This is a genomic window from Komagataeibacter melaceti, from assembly GCF_003403295.1.
GTDB lineage: Bacteria > Pseudomonadota > Alphaproteobacteria > Acetobacterales > Acetobacteraceae > Komagataeibacter > Komagataeibacter melaceti.
In genome coordinates this window covers 1-19,433 of record NZ_QUWV01000011.1, presented here as the reverse complement: position 1 = coordinate 19,433, position 19,433 = coordinate 1, and the positions used below count along the sequence as shown (strand labels likewise).

Annotated in this window: 17 protein-coding genes; 5 read left to right on the top strand and 12 right to left on the bottom strand. The window is 63.9% G+C overall.

The annotated features are described in order from the left end of the window. Nucleotides 1-4 precede the first annotated feature (4 nt). The 4 genes from hypD to rpoN are packed head-to-tail and all read left to right on the top strand — an operon-like array spanning nucleotide 5 to nucleotide 4,581. Complete coding sequence (gene hypD, locus DY926_RS01110) at nucleotides 5-1,126, top strand: hydrogenase formation protein HypD (RefSeq protein ID WP_116701691.1); 1,122 nt, start codon at nucleotides 5-7, stop codon at nucleotides 1,124-1,126. Further along, entirely contained in the window at nucleotides 1,123-2,190 is a 1,068-nt protein-coding gene (gene hypE, locus DY926_RS01105) for a hydrogenase expression/formation protein HypE (RefSeq protein ID WP_116701690.1), read from the top strand. The genes hypD and hypE overlap by 4 nt, the downstream gene beginning before the upstream one ends. Nucleotide 2,191: 1 nt before the next feature. After that, nucleotides 2,192-3,244, top strand: coding sequence for a HoxN/HupN/NixA family nickel/cobalt transporter (locus DY926_RS01100; RefSeq protein WP_116701689.1), 1,053 nt, complete (start codon nucleotides 2,192-2,194; stop codon nucleotides 3,242-3,244). 11 nt (nucleotides 3,245-3,255) lie between these two features. Then, nucleotides 3,256-4,581 carry an RNA polymerase factor sigma-54 gene (gene rpoN, locus DY926_RS01095; protein WP_116701688.1) on the top strand — a complete coding sequence of 442 codons (1,326 nt, stop codon included), beginning with the start codon at nucleotides 3,256-3,258 and terminating at the stop codon, nucleotides 4,579-4,581. Nucleotides 4,582-4,584: 3 nt separating this feature from the next. Here the strand turns inward: rpoN and DY926_RS01090 are convergent, their stop codons facing one another. The 7 genes from DY926_RS01090 to galE all read right to left on the bottom strand — a co-directional run bounded on the left by DY926_RS01090 (nucleotide 4,585) and on the right by galE (nucleotide 11,835). Further along, on the bottom strand, nucleotides 4,585-5,436 hold the full coding sequence (locus DY926_RS01090; protein ID WP_241502989.1) for a 23S rRNA (adenine(2030)-N(6))-methyltransferase RlmJ: 852 nt from the start codon (nucleotides 5,434-5,436) through the stop codon (nucleotides 4,585-4,587). Between the two features lie 164 nt (nucleotides 5,437-5,600). Next, nucleotides 5,601-6,671, bottom strand: coding sequence for a hypothetical protein (locus tag DY926_RS01085; protein ID WP_148707730.1), 1,071 nt, complete (start codon nucleotides 6,669-6,671; stop codon nucleotides 5,601-5,603). Nucleotides 6,672-6,812: 141 nt separating this feature from the next. Continuing rightward, on the bottom strand, nucleotides 6,813-7,067 hold the full coding sequence (locus tag DY926_RS01080) for a hypothetical protein (RefSeq protein ID WP_116701686.1): 255 nt from the start codon (nucleotides 7,065-7,067) through the stop codon (nucleotides 6,813-6,815). 151 nt (nucleotides 7,068-7,218) lie between these two features. Continuing rightward, complete coding sequence (locus tag DY926_RS01075) at nucleotides 7,219-7,722, bottom strand: thioredoxin domain-containing protein (RefSeq protein WP_116701685.1); 504 nt, start codon at nucleotides 7,720-7,722, stop codon at nucleotides 7,219-7,221. 406 nt (nucleotides 7,723-8,128) lie between these two features. Next, nucleotides 8,129-9,079, bottom strand: a complete 951-nt coding sequence (locus tag DY926_RS01070; protein WP_116701684.1) for a hypothetical protein — start codon at nucleotides 9,077-9,079, stop codon at nucleotides 8,129-8,131. 39 nt (nucleotides 9,080-9,118) lie between these two features. Further along, nucleotides 9,119-10,663 (bottom strand): flippase, encoded by a 1,545-nt coding sequence (locus DY926_RS01065; RefSeq protein WP_116701683.1) that lies wholly within the window; start codon nucleotides 10,661-10,663, stop codon nucleotides 9,119-9,121. A 92-nt stretch (nucleotides 10,664-10,755) separates the two neighbouring features. Beyond that, on the bottom strand, nucleotides 10,756-11,835 hold the full coding sequence (gene galE / locus DY926_RS01060; protein ID WP_116701682.1) for a UDP-glucose 4-epimerase GalE: 1,080 nt from the start codon (nucleotides 11,833-11,835) through the stop codon (nucleotides 10,756-10,758). 348 nt (nucleotides 11,836-12,183) lie between these two features. Here galE and DY926_RS01055 point away from each other — a divergent pair, with 348 nt between their 5' ends. Further along, nucleotides 12,184-13,311: an acyltransferase family protein gene (locus DY926_RS01055; protein WP_116701681.1), complete on the top strand. Its 1,128-nt coding sequence runs from the start codon at nucleotides 12,184-12,186 to the stop codon at nucleotides 13,309-13,311. On the opposite strand, the gene DY926_RS01050 is transcribed toward DY926_RS01055, so the two are convergent. Genes DY926_RS01050 through DY926_RS01030 form a run of 5 tightly spaced genes read right to left on the bottom strand, consistent with a single transcriptional unit; the run spans nucleotide 13,260 to nucleotide 19,262 of the window. After that, nucleotides 13,260-14,126 carry a glycosyltransferase family 2 protein gene (locus DY926_RS01050; RefSeq protein ID WP_116701680.1) on the bottom strand — a complete coding sequence of 289 codons (867 nt, stop codon included), beginning with the start codon at nucleotides 14,124-14,126 and terminating at the stop codon, nucleotides 13,260-13,262. The genes DY926_RS01055 and DY926_RS01050 overlap by 52 nt on opposite strands. Before the next feature lie 19 nt (nucleotides 14,127-14,145). After that, complete coding sequence (locus DY926_RS01045) at nucleotides 14,146-16,095, bottom strand: glycosyltransferase (RefSeq protein WP_241502988.1); 1,950 nt, start codon at nucleotides 16,093-16,095, stop codon at nucleotides 14,146-14,148. 20 nt (nucleotides 16,096-16,115) lie between these two features. Beyond that, the gene (locus DY926_RS01040) at nucleotides 16,116-16,499 is read right to left on the bottom strand and encodes a hypothetical protein (protein WP_148707729.1); all 384 of its coding nucleotides are present in this window, start codon (nucleotides 16,497-16,499) and stop codon (nucleotides 16,116-16,118) included. Further along, on the bottom strand, nucleotides 16,496-17,581 hold the full coding sequence (locus tag DY926_RS01035) for a glycosyltransferase family 4 protein (protein ID WP_241502987.1): 1,086 nt from the start codon (nucleotides 17,579-17,581) through the stop codon (nucleotides 16,496-16,498). Before DY926_RS01035 ends, DY926_RS01040 begins: the two co-directional genes overlap by 4 nt. Nucleotides 17,582-17,609: 28 nt before the next feature. Next, complete coding sequence (locus DY926_RS01030; RefSeq protein WP_241502986.1) at nucleotides 17,610-19,262, bottom strand: GumC family protein; 1,653 nt, start codon at nucleotides 19,260-19,262, stop codon at nucleotides 17,610-17,612. Nucleotides 19,263-19,433 lie beyond the last annotated feature (171 nt).

The window sequence follows — 19,433 nt, the reverse complement described above, 5'->3', positions numbered from 1 at the left end:
TGGCATGAGATTTGTCGATGAATTCCGTGACCCCGAACTGGCCCGCAGCCTGTTCGAGGCCATTGACCACGCCGCCGCCCGCATTGCCCGTACGCGCGCCACACCCGTAACCGTGATGGAGGTATGCGGCGGGCATACCCATACGATCTTCCGCTACGCGCTTGAAACCCGCATGCCGGACAATATCGAGTTCGCGCACGGCCCGGGCTGCCCCGTATGCGTTCTGCCCATGGGGCGGATTGATGATGCGATCTCCATCGCCCGCCAGCCCGGCGTGATCTTCACCACGTTTGGTGACGCCATGCGCGTGCCCGGCGCACAGGGCACGCTAATCCAGGCCCGTGCCGCCGGGGCGGATGTGCGCATGGTCTATTCCCCGCTTGATGCGCTGGCCCTTGCGCGCGCCAACCCGCAGCGGCAGGTGGTGTTCTTTGCGCTGGGGTTCGAGACCACGGCGCCATCCACCGCGCTGACGGTCCTGCGTGCGGCGGCGGAAGGGATCAGTAATTTCTCCATGCTATGCCAGCACATTACCATTGTCCCGACACTGCGCGCCCTGCTGTCACAGCCCGGTTTCAATGTGGACGGATTTATCGGGCCGGGCCATGTCTCCATGGTGATCGGCACGCACCCGTACGATTTTATTGCCGAAACCTTCCATAGGCCCGTGGTGGTCGCAGGGTTTGAGCCGCTGGACATCCTCCAGTCGCTCCATATGGTCCTGCGCCAGATCGAGGCGGGGGAAGCACGGGTTGAAAACCAGTACGGCCGCGTGGTGCCGCCCGATGGCAACGCCGCCGCCATGGCGGCCATGGACAGGGTGTACGAAACCCGGCCCGAATGTGAATGGCGGGGGCTGGGCGCCATAGCCGGGTCCGGGCTGCAGCTGCGCGCGCAGTGGCGGGATTTCGATGCCGAACGCCGCTTTGGCCTTGTGCCCCGGCATGTGGCGGACCCCGCCGCCAGCCGCTGTGGCGATGTGCTGACCGGCCGCATCCGCCCGCGCGACTGCGCCGCGTTTGGCACCACCTGCACACCGGACCAGCCGCTTGGCGCGCTCATGGTCTCGTCAGAAGGGGCATGCGCGGCCTGTTATGAATATGAAGGCGTGGGGAGGGCGGCATGAACACGGCAGGCAGGATTACCGGCATCGGGCAGGGGGGCCATATCACACTGGCCCATGGCGGCGGCGGCACCGCCATGCGCGCGCTGATTGATGATGTGTTCCTTCAGGCCTTTGGCAATGACCCCGCCGTGGCGCAGGAGGATCAGGCCCGCTTTCCCCTGTCCCGGTTCACGGCGGAAGGGGACCGGCTGGCGTTCACGACCGATGCCTTTGTTGTGGAACCGCTGGAGTTTCCCGGTGGTGATATCGGCACGCTGGCCGTATGCGGCACGGTCAATGACCTTGCCGTAGGGGGCGCGCGGCCGGTGGCCCTGTCCGCCGCCTTTATCCTGGCGGAAGGGCTGGAACTGGCCACGCTGCGGCGGGTCGTTGCGTCCATGGCGGCCTGCGCCCGTGCCGCCGGGGTGCGGATTGTCACGGGGGATACCAAGGTGGTGCCCCGTGGGGCGTGTGATGGCTTGTTCATTACCACAACCGGCATCGGCACGCTGCCCGCAGGGTGTGACATCAGCATCGCGGGCGGTCGGGTGGGCGATGTCGTGATTGTAAACGGCACGCTGGGCGATCATGGCGCGGCCATTTTGTGCGCGCGTGGGGATCTGGCGCTCGATACGGCAATCGAGAGTGACTGTGCCGCGCTGAATGGTCTGACACAGGCGCTTCTTGACGCGGTGCCCGATGTGCGGGCCATGCGTGACGCGACACGCGGCGGCGTGGCGGGCGTGCTGACGGAACTGGCGGAAGCAAGCGGCGTGACCGTGCGGATCGAGGAAGACCGCCTGCCCATCCGCCCCGACGTGGCGGGGCTTTGCGAACTGCTGGGGCTGGACCCGCTCTATCTGGCCAATGAGGGCAAGCTGGTGGCCGTAGTACCTGCCGAGGCAGCGGAGCGTGCCCTTGCGGCAATGCACGCGCACCCGCTGGGGCGGAACGCGGCGGTGATTGGCACACTGGCTGAAATACCGGCCAGCGGGCGCAGGGGTGATGTCCGGCTGGTCAACCGCCTGGGTGGCCAGCGGGTCGTGACCATGCCCATGGGCGAACAGTTGCCGAGGATCTGCTGACATGGCGGTAGTCCAGCCAGTGGCGGATGCAGTGTGCGGCGCGGGCCGCAGGCCGGTGGCCGGCCTGCTTGCGGCGCTGGTGGCCGTGAACATGGCCGCCTGGGCATGGACGCTGTGGATGCTGGGCACTTCCCCCGTGCTGCTGGGGGCTGCGGGTCTGGCGTGGACGTTCGGCCTGCGCCACGGCATGGACGCCGATCATATCGCGGCCATTGATACGGTCACGCGCAAGCTCATGCTGGCGGGGCGTTCGCCGGTGTGGGTGGGGGTGTTTTTCTCGCTTGGCCATTCCAGCGTGGTCATCCTTGCCACCGCCATGCTGGTGCTCCTGCCCATGCATGGGTGGCTGGAACGCTGGCACCTGATTGGCGGGACGCTGGGTACGGTCGTTTCCGCCATGTTCCTGTTCGCCATGGTGGCAGCGAATATCGGTACGGCCACGGGCCAGTGGCGTGCATTGTGCAGGGGTGATGCCGCAACCGCGCCGCCCGTGCCCGAAATGGCGGGGGGCCCGCTGGCATGGCTGTTCCGCCCGGTTTTCCGGCTGATTGGCCGGAGCTGGCAGATGTATCCGCTGGGGTTCCTGTTCGGTCTGGGGTTTGATACCGCAACCGAGATCGGCCTGCTGGGCATGGCAGCGGCACAGGCCGCGCACGGGCTGGGCCTGCCGGGTGTGATGAGCTTCCCGCTGCTTTTCACCGCCGGTATGGCGCTGGTGGATACGCTTGATGCCGTGCTGATGTACCGGGCCTATGGCTGGAGTGCGGGCTCGGGGCGTCGCCGCCTGGCCTATAATCTGGCCATTACCCTTATCTCCATCGTCACCGCTGGCGCGGTGGGCGGGATCGAGCTTGCGCAGAAGGTGGGTGAACTGGGCGGCTGGGATGGCCCGGTTTCACGCGCGCTGGCGGTGCTGGGCGCGCATTTTCCGGCACTGGGCGTGGTGATCGTGTCGATGTTCGTGCTGCTGTGGGCCGGTGCGGCCTTCATCAACCGGACCGCGCGCCCGGTCACATCCCGTCCGGCAGCCTCCCGCCTTACGCCGCGCCTGTAACGGAGGCAGCCGTGCCGGTTGCACTTGTCCAGAAAGTTGGCCAGCGGCAGCGGCTGGCCATTACGGCCCGGATGCGCGAGACCCTGCGTATCCTGCGGCTTTCGCATACCGACCTTGAAGCGTTTGTTGCAGCGCAGGTTGATGACAACCCCTTTCTGGAATGGCCCGATACCCCGCATGTGGCTGAATGGCGCGCCATGGCCAGTGGGGATGCGGACCGGATGGCGCGTATCCCCGCCCATGCGCCCACGGTGCGTGAGCGGCTGCTGCGTGACCTTGCCCTGTCGCTGGAGGATGCGACCGACCGCCGTGTGGGGGCGATGCTGGTGGACGGGCTGGATGATTCCGGGCGGCTGGGCGTGGATGTATCGGTTCTGGCCCGGCGGGCGGGGGTTGCCCCCGCGCGGGTCGAGGCCGTGCGCCAGCGCATGATGCGGCTTGACCCCGTTGGGGTGGGGGCAAGGTCTCTGGCGGAGTGTCTGGAAGTACAACTGCGTGAACGCGGGCGTTATGATCCGGCCATGGAAGCCCTGCTGGCCAACCTGCCGCTGCTGGCCAGACGCGACATGGCGCGCCTGCGCGCCGCATGCGGGGTGGACGCCGATGATCTGGCGGACATGATTGATGAACTGCGACGGCTCAACCCCCGCCCGGGGGAAGATGACAGCGCGCCACCGCTATCGGCCCGCCTGCCGGATCTGGTGGTCATGCGCCTGACGGGGGGCGGCTGGCATGTCATGGCGGGGGATGAGGGACGGACAGCCGCCAGCCTGAACACGACCCTGCTGGACCGGTGCCGCGTGCAGCCCGCGCGGGAGGGAGAGGATGCACAGGCCCGGATGGCGGAATGGATCAGTAACGCCCGGTGGCTGACCCATACATTGCAGCGGCGCAAGCGCAGCCTGCTGCTGGTTGGCCAGCATATCATGTTCCGTCAGGAAGCGTTTCTGGAGCAGGGGCCACAGGGCCTGCGGCCGCTGAGCATGAAGCGCATCGCACAGGACGTGCGCCTGCATGAAAGCACCGTCAGCCGCCTTGTGGCGAACAAGCATATCGTAACGCCGTGCGGTCTGTACCCGCTGAAGTTCTTTTTTACGGCCGCACTCGGTGCGGAAGATGGCACGACGCGGGCCGCCGCCGCCGCGCGGGCGCATGTCAGCCGACTGGTGCAGAACGAGACAGCCGGGAGTGTTCTGTCCGATGCCGGTATTGTCGCCGCACTGGGTCAGTGCGGCTTTTCCGTTTCCCGGCGCACGATCGTCAAGTACCGGCGCATGCTGGGCATCCCTTCATCCTTTCAGCGGCGGCGGGATTACGGGATGAACCGGGGGCGGTAGCGCCTATTCCGGCACGACCCATTCCACGGTGGCCTGTGCTTCGCCATCGCCCAGATGGTGGCATAGCGATGTGAGTATGCTCCGGGCCTGCGCATCGAACTGGTAGGGCGGGTTGGCGATGAGTAGCCCGCTCCCGTTCAGTCGCGCGGGGTCCAGCGGGGGGCGGAGCGTCAGTTCCAGCGCCAGCAGGTTGCGTTGCCCGGCATCCTTCAGCATGTTGAAGAAGGCCCGCGTGGGCGCGCGGTGCTTGATCGGATACCATACCGCCACGATACCGGTGGGAAAACGGTGCCGCGCGGTCATGATGGCTTCGGTCACGCGCTGGAATTCATCCCTGCGCTCAAATGGCGGGTCCATCAGCACCAGCCCGCGCTTTGCCGTTCTGGGCGGCAGCAGGGCGGTCATGGCCTCGTACCCATCGCGCCCATGCACGGACACATTCGGGTTGCGGCGGAACAGTTGTTTCAGTTCCTGCTGGTCCTCGGGGTGGAGTTCGCAGCAGGTCAGGGTATCACCGGGGCGCAGCAGGCGTGCGACCAGATCGGGCGAGCCGGGATAGAACAGGCGTCCATCATGCTCCCGGATTACGGCCCGGACAATTTCGAGCCAGCGTTCCAGCGCCGGGCTGTCATCGGGGCTGGTGGGTGCATCAAGCAGCCGCCCGATACCGTCGCGCCATTCCCCCGTGGCTTCCGCCTGCGGGCCAGACAGGTCGTACAGGCCCGTCCCGGCATGCGTGTCCAGAACCGAAAAAGGGGCCGGTTTGCGGTAAAAAGTGTCGATCAGGGCCGTCAGCAGGACGTGTTTCATGACATCGGCAAAGTTGCCGGCGTGGTAGCTGTGTCTGTAGTTCAATGCGGCGCTGCCCCGAATACTGATCTTCTTTTATCAAGCCGGTTCAGCAATGGCTGTTGGCGCCCGTCACTGTTCCGTTGGATGCGAACCCGCACTGGATGGCTTTTTTTTGCATGGGTGGCAAATGAATTCCCCCACATACCCCGCGTGGGTGGCGGGAAGCCCTACAGCCCGGCCCTGTGGGCCTGCTGCCGGGCTATGGCATGAAACGCCCGGATCAGGTCGGCCACGGGCGCGCCCTGTGGGGTGTTTCGCGTGGCAAGGCGCCGCGCCTGTGTGCAGATATGCCGTGCCCGGTCGGCGTGGAAGCCCAGTTCCCTGCGGGTTCTGGCCAGCACGTCATCAAGCTGGTCGCGCAGAGATGCTTCATCCATGGCGTCCAGCGCCGATCCTTTCGCCCGGCTGTTGTAGCGCACGAATTTCTGGGCAATCGTCATGGCACTTGCCAGCATGAGGGTAACGCTGAACTGGCTGATGAGCGTGTTATCGGGAATTTCGCCCCGGGCCGCCATCTCGCCTTCATACACGACCTGGGCGGCGGCGCGGCTGAAGGCCCATGCCACGGTGCCAGCCTCGTAACTGCCAGCCTTGTCCAGAAAGAGGATGTTGGCGGTTATCCGCTCCAGCGTATCGGGGATGTCTCGTGTCCCGGCACGTTCGGGCCGGGTGTCCGCCCCATCGGGGAGCAGGCCCGTCGCCAGTTCTTCCTGCCGGGTCAGGAGGTTCAGGGCGTCATTCTGCTCGGTTCTTGTAAACAGGCCGCGTTCGTTCGTGCTGACCGCAACCAGCGCGGTCCTGTCCAGTCTGGCCATGAGGGTATTGCGGATGATGGCGTACAGGTCATCGGGGGCGGCTGGCCTGTTGCCCCCGGTCAGGCTGGCATGGGCCTCATCCATGCTGGCCCGTGCCGCCATGGCGATTTCCTGTGGTGACAGCCCAGCCGAGAGGGACATGGCCGCCGGATCAAGTGCTCCCAGCCCCAGCGCCGTCGCATCCATGCCCGCAAGGGTAGGGAAGAAGCGGGCAAAATCGGCGGCCAGCGGGTCCGTGGTACTGTCTGCTGCCTGCGCCAGTTCGGATATGGCCTCGGCGGAGAGGGAGACGACATCATCCGTGGTGGTGCTGGCAGGGGATGCGCCCGTGGCCCCGGATGGGGTGGGCATTTCCTGCGCGCCACCGGTCCCCTGAAGCGAGAGATACGTAGCCAGTGGAGACGTGGGGTTGATTGTCGTCATGCAATGTTCCGTCACGGGCAGGATCGTCAGTTTCGCCCCTGCATGCGTAACTGACAATCCCTGCCCAATGCGGGTGGGTTGGCTATGGAATACTGGCGTGGGCCGCGCGTAAGACCGGATGCGCGCCTGTTGCCCGCTGGTTCAGCGTGGTTTGGTGTTCTGCGCGCCGGGCTGACCGGACGGGCTGCCGGTCGCGAACCACAGGATGAACGCCGGGGCGAAGAAATAGACCACCGTGCCACTGACAAGCCACGGCACCAGATAGGAAATATCGGCCTTGAGCACGAAGCGGCAGATCAGGTTGGCAATGCCCATCATGACAATGATGCAGAAGCAGGCTCCGGCATTCATCGGAAGTGTCCGGCCATCATTAAACCGCCGGATATGGTCTATCATTACAGTGTCCTGTCATTCTGCCGCCTGGTTGGCATATCTTAAGGTCAGGCGTGGCAAATGTCACTGACAGGAAGCGGGGCGGGGGCAGAAAACAGGTTTGAAGGCTGGCTTCCCTGCCGTCATGACCGGATGACGGCAGGGAGTATGGCAGTCAGGCCGCACGGCGGGCACGGTTGAGGGGTGGCTGTTCCACACCAAGGCCGCGCGCCATGCCAATGACCTCGGCAAAGTCGTGGCCCCCGGCGGCAGGTCCGGTCAGGGTGCCGCGTATCGTGTTCGTGGGGTCCACGATAAAGACCGCATGTTCATTGTGCGGGATGCCGACTGGCCCGATATCCGCCGTTACCCCGCGCCACAGCGCTCCAATCTGCCCTGTTTCATCATGAATGACGGGCAGGCCCGGCGGGGGAAAGCCACAGGGATTGGCGGACGTGCCAGCCATGATGCCATGCACGGGCGAAAGGCACAGCAGATGGATGGGGGGTGAACCGGTTCGCGCCCACCGGATGCCTGCACGCAGGCTGCGCATGCTGTAATCGCCCGGATGCGTCAGGACAATGCGCCAGCATCCGTAACCCCAGTTGTGGAAACGGATCGGGCCTGCTGTTGTGTCGGTGGTAAAATCAGGGGCTTTCCAGCCGGGTGAAAGAGCCATCACCTGCTTTCCTTACGCAAGAAACCAACGGGGGTGCCGGGCGTGTTGCCGGTCAGGGCACGGTTTCTGCCACCGGGCAGCCGTGCGTATCCTGCCGTGGCCGGACATGGGGCCGCGTGCGGTGCAGGCAGGCCCTGCGTCGGCTTGTGTGCAGGGCGGGGCGTGGTCAGTTCAGGATACAGGCTCATGCGCTCAAAACCACTTCAAGTTTCGTGGTTATATAAACACATTCTCGGCGTTATGCACATCAAAAAATGTTATATAAAATTATAACATGATATTAATGGTTGAATATGCACGCTCCGTTCCCGCTCTGGTGCTGTGAAATCCGGGTGTAGCATATATCACTATGGAAAACGGTATATATCAGACCACCAAAGCGCGGGAGATGATGGCACGGACGCAATCATTTGTTGGAAAAGGGCTGTCCGTCCCATGTCACGACCTTTCCCGGCCCGCACACGGCTCCCTGCGTGCCGCCAAACCCGTAGAGCAGGGCGGGAATCTTGAGGTTGTTATACGGCAGGCTTGTCTGCACAAAACACGGCTGCTTAGGGTGTTTGGGGTTCCAGCCATCAACCGTGATGCTTGATCCCGCACTCATGTAAAGCGATCCGGCTGGTACGCCCTCCAGCGCGCCGAGCACGATTTCGGGCCTGCCGGTATCGGCGTTTTCAATATGGCCGGTAAAGGACGTGCCCCCGCGCAGGATCATCTGCTGGCCGTTGAAGTCGAAGCTCGTGCCCTCAAAATCAAATTCCCAGCATGATTCCTCATCAATGCCGGCAATGGCGTTGTTATAGATCGTGCCACCGGAAAAAGTGGACCGTTCCCCCGCATTATGGGTGCCGGGCTGGGTATAGATGCCAATATTGCCATTGCCGATCATGACATTGAACATATCCACCCCCCAGACATTGTTCCCAAAGGAGATGCCGTGATTGAACCCCTGGATCGAGACACTGAACAGCGCCATGGCGGCATTGACGTTGTAGTTGCTGTTTCCGGTATAATTCATCGTTATGCCATCAATGGACCGGTTGCCGTGTAATGTAATGCCTTCCAGACGGTTGGTTTTGACCCAGTCATGATGCGCGAACCCGTCCTGTGAGATGTAGAGGCAGGTGCCCGATGTCATGCGGCATTCAAATGTCGCGTTGCGGATCGTCACCATTTCCGGGTTGATCTTCAACGTCCTTGTCAGGTTTCGCGTGGTGCCCTGCAGGTCGATAAGGCAGCTTCTGGTGCCTGCGTAACAGCCATCGAGCATGTTCTGCAGCGTCGCACTGTCATCCGCCCGCGCCGTGGCGACCGAGGTGATAACCCCCAGAATGGCAAGAGGAATGGAATACTTCATCTGTTCTTCACCTTCATGACAGTCGTGACGGATGGGGCCTTATCCTGCTGACCGCCACCACCGCAGGTTCTGCCACCCTGCCGCCCCGGCCCGCATGACCGTATTGCGCAGGGATGCTTTTTCTTCCCCCGCCAGGCCATGGGCCCACAGCACGCCGTAAAACATGGCCATCCCGCCCATGGCGATCAGCCCACGGGCCAGATAGGTGGCGGGGGGAAGGGACATGGCCATGGCGGTCAGGCCAATCAGGGCTACGGGCACAAGGTGCCGCACGACCTGTGCCAGTGCGGGATAAAGGCGGATGCCAAGGCCGATACGCACCACGCAGTCCGTCAGGCTGCGTATGGCCCATGCAAAAGCCGCGCCATTGACCCCGAACCAGTGCAGGAACACCAGCAGCAGGGGGATATAGACCACCACCTCGACCACCGACAGGATGGCGTTCATTTCCGCCCGGCCGATCCCGTCCAGAAAACCGGCGGCAACCGCATCCATGCCAAAGAAGAATACGCCGATACTCAGGCACTTCATGATCAGGGTGCTGTGCCGTGCAAAGTCCGCCCCCACCCACAGTGCCAGTATATCGTGGCTGAACAGCGCGCCCAGCAGGCAGAACGGGAACAGCAGGCCCAGCACGGTCAGGATGCTGTTGCGGTACAGCGCGGTCGTGGCCACCGTGTCGATACGCCACGAGGCCGCCATCGCCGGATAGGCGGTGCTGGTCACGGCCATGGTAATCATGGACAGCCGGGCCACGACATCAAACGCTGTGGTATAATAGCTGGTCACGGCGGCCGACAGCACCGTCGCAATCATGAAACGGTCCATGTAGGACAGGATGGGGAACATGAGGTTGGACAGCGTCATCCAGCCACCAATCCTGAACAGCGGGCGCAACAGCCCGAAGGCGGGCCGTGCTGCAAGGAGCGTGGGCATGATACGCAGGCATATCCAGCCATACCCCACCGTCATCGCCACGCGGCACAGCGCCAGCACCAGCATAACCCCCACCAGACTGTCCCATAGCTGGAGGATGAGCAGCGGCCCGAGATAGTACATGACCGAAATGGGAATGTTGATGAGGTTGGCGGCGCGGAATGCCTGATAGGCCGACATGACGCCCCACATGGCGGCATTGATCATGACCAGCGGCGCGGTCGCGCACAGGACCCACATGGCCACCAGGGTCTGGTGCTGCAGGGCTGCGGGAATTTTCAGGCCATGATAGACCCACATCTGCACGCCTGCCGCCGCCATGCCACCGCCCGCCAGCCCCAGCAGCCCGAGTGCGACGATACCTGTCATCACCAGCGTGGCGCATTCCGCATCGCGCCCCTGGCCAATGCGTTCGGCAATGGCGCGTGTCAGGGCGCGGCCCAGCCCGAAATCAAATATCCCGAACGTGCCCACCAGGCTGAGCGCTATGGTCAGCACCCCCCAGCGCGCAAGCCCGAGCTGGGTAATCAGCGGCGGTGTTACCAGCAGGGCGACGGCAACCGGCCCGATGCGGCCCAGCATGTTCCACCCCGCATTGAACAGTACCGTCTGCATGCGGGTCAGGCGTGTCGGGTCCGTAATGGTCATGAAAATGAGATCCTGCCCGTTCGGGGACGGCCTTCAGGATGGAAGGCGCACATGCCGCTATCGTGGTATGAATATGTCTGGTCCCTGAAACTTCACGGCGGGGCAGGGCGGCAGGCCGCCTGTGTCGCGGCGGGAATGGGAAAGGGCGGGAGATAGAGTGCTTCCTCGTGTCCATCCCGCGCGGATGGGGCGCTGTCGTACCCCTGCGGATGGGCGAGGCGCCAGCGATAGGCGGTCTCCACAATATCATCCAGGGCGGCAATGCGCGGGGTCCACCCGGTTTCCGCGCGCAGTTGCTGCGATCCGGCAATGAGGATGGCCGGGTCTCCCGCGCGACGGTCCGCAGGATGCCAGTCTATCTGCTGGCCCGTCACCCGCTCCACCGCGCGGATGACATCAAGGTTTGAAAAGCCGGTTGTGTTGCCCACGTTATAGGTCACGCTGCGTGTTTCGATCTGTTCCAGCGCCGCCAGATGGGCATTGGCAAGATCGGTGACATGAATGTAGTCGCGCACGCATGTCCCGTCCGTTGTGGGATAGTCGGAACCGAAAATGGACAGGCGCGGCCTGCGGCCTAGTGCCGTGTCGATCGCCAGCGGGATCAGGTGGGTTTCCGGGCGGTGATCTTCCCCCGCGCGGCCGGCGGGGTCGGACCCGGCTGCATTGAAATAGCGCAGGCAGGCGCTGTGCATGCCGTGTATCTTCTCGGCCCAGTGGAGGACCCGCTCGATCATGAATTTGCTCTCCCCATAGGGGGAGCCCGGATTGACCGTGGCATTTTCCATGATCGGCTGCTGTTCCGGGGTGCCGAACAGTGCCGCGGTGGAGGAAAATACAAACCGCCGTACCGAATGCTGGATACACAGCTCAACCAGTTGCAGGCTGTTCAGGTAATTGTCCCGCAGGTACCTGAACGGAACCCGCATGCTGTCACCCACAAGGGAGAGGGCTGCGAAATGCAGCACCGCGTCAAAGCGTTCACTTTCCAGAACAGCGTTCAGGAGCGCATGGTCGGACAGGTCGCCCACGACCAGCGGCACATCCGGGGGCAGTGCGGCCCGGTGCCCGGTGCTGAGGTTGTCGAACACGACAACGGAATGACCGCCATCGCGCAGGGCAAGTACTACATGGCTGCCGACAAAGCCGGCGCCCCCAGTTACCAGGTAATGCACCGTATTCTTCCTGTCTGTTGGGGTGTGGTCGGAACTGGCGCACCCCTGTTTTATCGGGCTGCAAGTCGCGAACGATACGGGGCGTGCCGGAGTTGCATGGCAGGACCGAATTCCGTCATCTTGTTACATGCGCGCAATGTAACGGGCGCATGTGGCCCATTGGCATTACCCGTAACGGGTTTTCGGGCAATTTTGCCGTAACGGACATAAGGGAAGTATTTCCCCCAACGGGCCGGGATATTCGGGCACCGTCACGAAAATATTTTGCCTGCATGGAAAATCTTTATGCGGACCAGCCTGTTCCGTAGTGGGGATCATGGGCGACATGATCCGTAACGGGAGCGGAATATGGCGGGTCCACGGCACCATTACGCGGCTCTGGACGGGGTGCGTGGTTTCGCGGCCCTGTCGGTCATGGTCTATCACCTCGGGCACTGGCTGGATGTGCCCGGCCTTGCGGTCAATAGCGGCCTTGCGGTGGACCTGTTCTTCTGCCTGAGCGGGTATGTGCTGTCGCTGTCCTACGGCGGGCGGATGGCGGGGGCGGGATCACTGTCCATGGGGCAGTTCTTCCGGCGTCGGCTTGTCCGGCTCATGCCGGTCATTATCGTGGCGACACTGTTGGGCGGGGCTTACGTCATTTCCCGTGGCCGGATGAATGGCGCTGACATATCCCCCATGGTCATACTCACCGCCGTGGTGCTGGCGTTGCTGAACCTTCCCTACCCCTGGGCGCCACACGCCATTGGGGGGCCACAGGTCTTTCCGCTCAATGGGCCGCAGTACTCCCTTTTTCTGGAACTGTTCATCAACCTGTTCTGGTGGTTCCTGCGGCGGGTGGACCAGCGTTACCTTGCCGCCGCCATGGTCGTGCTATGTGTCCCGCTGCTTTACTTTACCGGGCTGGGGGGGGATGTCCCGGCCACTTTCTGGAGTGGCCTGCCACGGGTGGGGGCATCGTTTTTCCTCGGGGTGGCGTCATACCGTCTTGCGCCGGTGCTGCCCGCATTTCTTCTGCGTCCGTCAGTATTTGCCGCGTGCATGTGCATCATGGCGGTACTGTTCATGTGGCCTGTCGATGTTCCGCGCGGCGTGGCCATGATATGGATAACCGTGCTGTCCCCGCTGCTGGTCATGTCGGGGGCGCGGGTGCGCCTGTCACCTGTTTCTGCACGGATTTCCCTGTGGGGTGGGGAGATTTCCTACCCCCTGTATGCGCTGCATTACCCGGTGTTCTGCTGGGTCAACGGCCTGTTTCAGGCAGTGACGCACCAGCGCATCCCCATGGTGGAGATGCCGCTGGTCGGCATGGTCGTGCTGGTGGTCTCCCTCGCGGTGCTCAAGGGAATTGACGAGCCGGTGCGCGCCCGCCTTTCACGCAGGCGTGGCGGCGCGGATGCGACCACTCCCACGGGCCGTGCCTCCTACCCGATGGCGGGGGCCACTGTAGCCGCATCCGCGCGTAATGAAAGATAGCCCCTGATCCGGCCAAGAAAGGTCAGGAAATAATAACGGGCGAGGGGCATGTTCCCCCTGAGCAGATAGACAAGCCCGCCGCCCACGGAGCGCAGCAGGAACGTGCCCACGGTCATGACGCCCACATGGTTGCGGCGCATGACACGCCCCATCCCGGCCCCGTAGCTGTAGGCGCGTGCAATGGTAAGGGTAACGGGCTTGTCGGGGTGCATGATGCGCAGCGCGGGAACATACAGCCCCAGGAACCCCTTTTTGAGCAGGCGCAGCGCCAGATCCTGCCCTTCGGCCGAGCCGAAAGGCGTGCCCGGTCCCACACCTTCGTCAAACCCGCCAGCGGCGGCGAACGCCGTGCGGCGGATGAAGAAATTGAACTCGATCAGGCAGGTCCACACATTATGGCTGTTTATGGTGGTCCCGACCGGGTGCCAGCGCCCGGATTTCGCGGGCGCGCCATCGGGCGTGAGGACGGAGCCGGTAATGAAATCGGGGCTGTGGGCGCAACTGAACAGGTCATTGACGTGCTGCAGCACGTTGTCCGTATAGATGCAGTCATCATCGGGGAAGGTGACGATATCCCCCACTGCCCGGCTGGCCCCGAGGTTACGGGCATGGTTGCACTGGCGGACGGAGCTGCGCAGGTGCGTGATGTCCAGCCGGTCCTTAAACCGGGCCAGAACGGGTGCCAGCCGGTCATCACCATTCTGGTCAACAATAATGACCTCGAATGTTGTCAGTGACTGACGGGTCAGGGACACAAGCAGGGCATGCAATTCATCAACCCGCCCCAATGTCGGCACAACCAGTGAAAAAAACATGTGAACCGGCCTCCATCAGTTACAGTGTCAGTATCTTTTCAGGCGAGATGTGGCCCCGCAGGGCATCGCGCAGCGCCAGCCAGTTGCCAGTGATGCGCCCGCGCCGGTCGATATAGGGTTCGGGCCACAGGCTGCGCAGGGCGTTCATGGCAATGTTGCGCCCGATGCTGCGCAGCGCGTGATCGAGCGGGAACGTGCCCTTTCGGGACAGGTATAACGGGTTGGCCACCTGCGAATAACCCAGCCGCCGCCCCGGCGTGCGCCCGAGCTTGCTGCCCAGATGGATGCCCCTGGCTCCGTTGGCGCGCACGATGCGCCCCGACCGGCCCATCTGGCGCGAAAAATCAATATCCTCGTACCATGCGTAAAGCGGCAGGCGTTCATCAAAGCGCAGCCCCGTTTCACGCACGGTGGCCAGGCGATAGGCCATGTTGCATCCGTAACCGTTCCATGCGGGCTGCAGGGCGGGCAGGGTTGCGGTGCTGTTTATGCGCGGGTCGGCCAGCATGCGCCGGGCTGCTGCAACCGTCAGGCCCGGCCCCTTCGCCCCATCCGCCAGCACGTAGCCGGTCATGCCCACAATATCGGGGGCACAGGCGAACGTGTCGGCGCAGGTTGCCAGATAGTCGCGGTCAGGCAGGAAATCATCATCAAAGAACATGATGATGTCCGCCTCGCCAACATGGTCCAGAATGACGTTACGCTGGTGCGCCAGCCCGCGCGGTCCCTGCATGATGCGCAGGTCTGGCGCGGGAACAAGTCCCGCCACATCGGCTGGCGTGGGTGCGCAGACAATGATCTGCTGCGGCGCAAGGCTCTGGCGGCGCAGTTCCGCAATGGTCTCGGCCAGTATGGCGGGGCGCCCGCTGGTGGCGATCCCGACCGTTATTTTCAGTTTGTTTGCACAGGACGGGGTTGGCGCGGCGCATGTGGACTGTCCCGCCTTTTCCCTGCCCAGAAGTTCGCGCGAGAGGGCGACATGCCGCAACGTATGCGTAAAGCCCGCCGGAAAGGAACGGATGCGCGCGCGGGCCTGCCGGACCATGGCGGCACAGCGCCCCGCGTCATTTGCCAGCGTGGTGATTGCCTGCGCCAGCGCGCGTGGGTCGCGCGCGGGCACGTAAAGCACGCAGTTCTCATCCAGATAATGCCGCAACCCGCCGGTATCGGTCACAATAACGGGTAGGCCATGCCGGTTTGCTTCCTCGATCATCGCAATATCCGTGGCATGCAGCTTTCTGGTCAGGGATATGACAACAATATCCACCCCATCAAATGGCCCGGGCGGAGTATTGCCGGATAAGGGGGAAACGGGTCTGGCATGGGGTGGAACCGCCATGCGCCAGATGGTCGCCGCGCGAACATGGCAGGGCCTGTCGCGTGGCAGGAATTCCATGGCATCCAGCACCGTGGCCCAGTCCCGTTGCGGGTCATGGCCCAGCGACAGCACATGCAGGGGATGGTCCGGCCCGCGCGGGGCGGGCGGTGGCGCTGCCGGGCGGGGCAGGGCAGGGCCAACCCATTCCATGCGCTGGCCGGGAAAAAGGGCACGGGCGTATTTCATGTCTTCAGCTGCCCCGAATGTCAGCATATCCGCCCGTGACAGCAATGCGCGCAGGACCAGCCTGCGCCATGGCGACGCACTGGCCCAGCGCCCCACAAGCCAGTCACACTGGATGATAAGGGGAGGGTGAAGGGTGCGCGGCGTAAGGCGGTAAAGCTGCAGGACGGCCAGCGCCTGCGCTTCGGTATGAGTCCAGACAACCCCGGCGGACAGGATATCCGCCCGCCTTTGCCAAGCATGTATCAGATCAGGGCCAAATACGTGCCCTAACAGCCGGCCCGTAAACCTTTCTTCCTCATGCCCTGCCTGCCCGGCCATGTGGCCGGGCGTTGCGGTATAATATCTGGTTATGCCGGGTATCGCGGCCTGTCCGGAAATGCGCAGGGCGGCGGTCTGCACGGTCATGAACATGTCTCCTCACGCGGTCAGAAAATACCGACGCTGACAATCTGGAAGTTCTGGTCCGCCAGGTGGGCGATCATGTCGGCATGCGCTATGGCGGCGCGGCGGGGTGTTGGAAAGGCCTGGCAGTAATGCCCGACCACCACGTAATGCAGGCCGTAGCGCATGTTCACGGTACGGGCGAAGCGGCCGCTATAGGCAAATACCGTCATGCGCGATGTTGCGGGCAGGTGGGCGGGATCGCTTATGAACAGCCTGCGGCTGTTGGCCTCGGTAATGCTGCACCATACGGACTGCATGGCCGGATCGGCATGGGCACGGGGCAGGGCAGGCCCCACAAGCAGGACCCCGCCAATACAGGCCCGCGCCATGTGCCGTGACCACCTGCCGTGGCGGGGGTGGGTCATGGGGTTATGCTCCTTGCGATCTGCAGCAGGGTTTCCGCCGCGCGGTCCCATGTGTGGGTGGCGGCCCGTTTCAGGCCGGCCGCGCGCATTTCTCCGGCCTTCTGCGGGGTGTCGAGCAGGTAGGCCACGGCCTGCGCAATGGCTTCCGGCTCCAGCGGGCTGGCGTAGAGCGCAGCCGCGCCACATATCTCGTGCAGCACGGGAATATCCGCCGCGACCACCGGGCAGCCACAGGCCATGGCCTCGACCGGTGGCAGGCCGAAGCCTTCGTAAAGTGACGGGAACACGAAACACGCCGCCGCCCCGTACAGCGCGCGCAGTTCCTGATCGCTGACCCGCCCGATATAGGTGGCGGGCCGGGGCAGGGCCTGCATGCCGCTGGCGTTGAATACGGCCGTGTTCACACTGCCGCTAATCACAAGCGGGATGCCGCGCAGCGCCAGCACGCGTGCCAGTGCATCGAGCCGGGCCAGGTTCTTGTGCGGGGCAAGGTTGCCCACCGCCAGCACGAAGCGCTGGGGCACCAGCCCGTGCCGGGTCAGGATGGTGGGATCAGGGGGAATGCGCGTGATATGTTCCGCGCCCTCGCTCATGACCGCGATGCGTTCTGGCGGAATACGCAGGTAGCGCGACAGTTCGCCGCGCGAGAATTCGGACACCGTAACCAGTTGTGCGCGGGTGTGGCGCAGCAGGGTATGCAGCAGCCGGTACCACAGCCGGAATTTCCATGAATAGGAACCCGGCTGGCTGAAAACCCCCGCGTCATGAATGATCACGATCCGCCGTCCGCCCCATAGCGGGGCGGTATTGCCCAGGTTGAGCAGCACGCCGTCGCGCGCGGCCCATGGCAGTTCAAGCTGCTCCCACACCTGCCCGTGGCATCGGCCCACCATGCGCCGGGGCAGGTCCGGCGCGTCATCGCCGCTCATGGCGGCGGCGGGGGTGAGCATGACAGGCAGCGGCTCCGACCCCGCGCGGGTCACGCGGGCCAATGCGTGGCTGATTTCAAGCGCGAACCGCTGCACCCCGCTCAGCGGCTGGGTCAAGAAGCGTCCGTTTACGTAGATACGCGGGTCGTTCACCTGGGCACTCCACATGCTGTACTGCGTTTCAGCCGGGGGGAAGCAGCCCGTAATGGCTGTAGATGCGGAAGGGATGCTTTTCCGCCTCGCCCAGGCTGTTCGGCGGGGCCTGTGTCAGCACCGCCCCCAGCGTGCGTGCATCGTAGGTACGTAGCGCGCGCATGGCCTGCACCAGTGTGGAGGGGGATGTCTGCCCCCACTTGACCACCATGACCACGCCATCCGTCTGCCGCGACAGAACGGCGGCATCGGGAAAGGCGAGGGCCGGGGGGGTGTCAAGGATGATCATGTCATACTGTGAGCGGACATGGGACAGGATCTGTCCCAGTTCCTCGGGCAGGAGCATCGCGCCCCCGCCCCGGTGCAGCATGCCCTCAGGGGTAAGGATATCCACGCCGGGCAGCACGTCGCGTTCCAGCCCGGCCAGAAGGGTATCGACAGGCATCTGGCTGTTGTGCAGCACGCTCACACCCCCGATCACCCGCATGGCCGAGGGGTTGCGCATGTCACAGTCAATAACCAGCGCACGTTGCCCGCAGCGTGCGGTATTGGCCGCCAGTGACAGGGCGAAGGTGGTCTTGCCCTCGTCCTGCTCCGCCGATGTGACCAGCACCACCTTGGCGCGGAAGCGGCTGTGGCCGAATGACAGGACACTGCGGATGGATTCCACCGTTTCCAGATAGGCCGACCGCTCCCGGCTGGTGTACTGACGGCGCAGCGGCCCGGCAAAGGCGGGCACGAGCCCCAGCGCGAAAAGCCCCGGGATGGCATCCAGCTCCGCCGTGCTCCTGACCCCCTTGTGCATGCGGTCGATCACAAGTGCGGAGCCCGCGCCGACCAGCAGCGCGAAAATGAGGGCGATGGCCATATACTGCTTGCGTGGCGGGCCAAAGGGGCTGAGCGGCGTATCCGCGCGGGAGATCAGGTCGGCTTCGGCCACCTGCAGTTCCGCCTGCGTGGAGGTCTGGGCAAAGCGGCCCAGATAATCCTGATAGACCGTGCGCGCCGCCGTGGCCTCGCTCTGCAACTGGCGCAGGGTCACGTCGGCCTCGTTCTCGGCCGTGACCTGCCCCTGCAGCCGGTTGACCGCGGCGGACAGGGCCGCGACCTGTGCCTCGGAGCTGGACAGTTCCTTGGCCGCGCTGCTGGCGATGCGGTGGACCTCGGCCGCGATGCGGCGGCGCACCTGGGCGGCGGCGGCGCGTTCGGCCTGGAGGTCGGGGTTGCCGTCCATCACCGTCTGGCTCAGGCTTGCCGCGCGGCTGCTGATCTGGGCTTCCTGCGCCTGTAGCTGCTGGATCAGCGGCGATGAAACGGCATCGGGAATACTGTCAACGCTGCCGTTGCTTATGGCCGTGCGGACCTCGGCATAGCGGGCGCGGCGTGATTCAAGCTCGGCGCGGGCGGTGATGAGCTGGTGGTTCATCTGGGTCAGTTGCTGGTCGGTGACGGTGGTGCCGCCATTGTCATTATTATTGGCGTTGGCCCCCGGCGCGCGCTCCAGTTCGGCGGCGATCAGGCCGTTCTTTTCACGGAATGCCTGCACGGCCTGTTCCGCCTTGCGCAGCCGTTCACGCAGCGGCACGATCTGTTCATCCAGCATGGCGTTGGCCTGCCATGTGGCCGAGATCTTCATGTGGCGCTTGAAGTCGAGATACACGTCGGCATACGCATTCGCCACCCGCGCGCTGGTCTGTGCGTCATTGGTGCTGGCCGTAATGGTGATGATATAGGAGCGCCCGTCGTTCAGGATCGTGACCCAGCGTGTTGATTTTCACTGAGAACTGACCCGGGTAGGGCGGAAATTTTCATCGAGATTTGACCCATGCCTCCACACTCCCCGGCATCATCT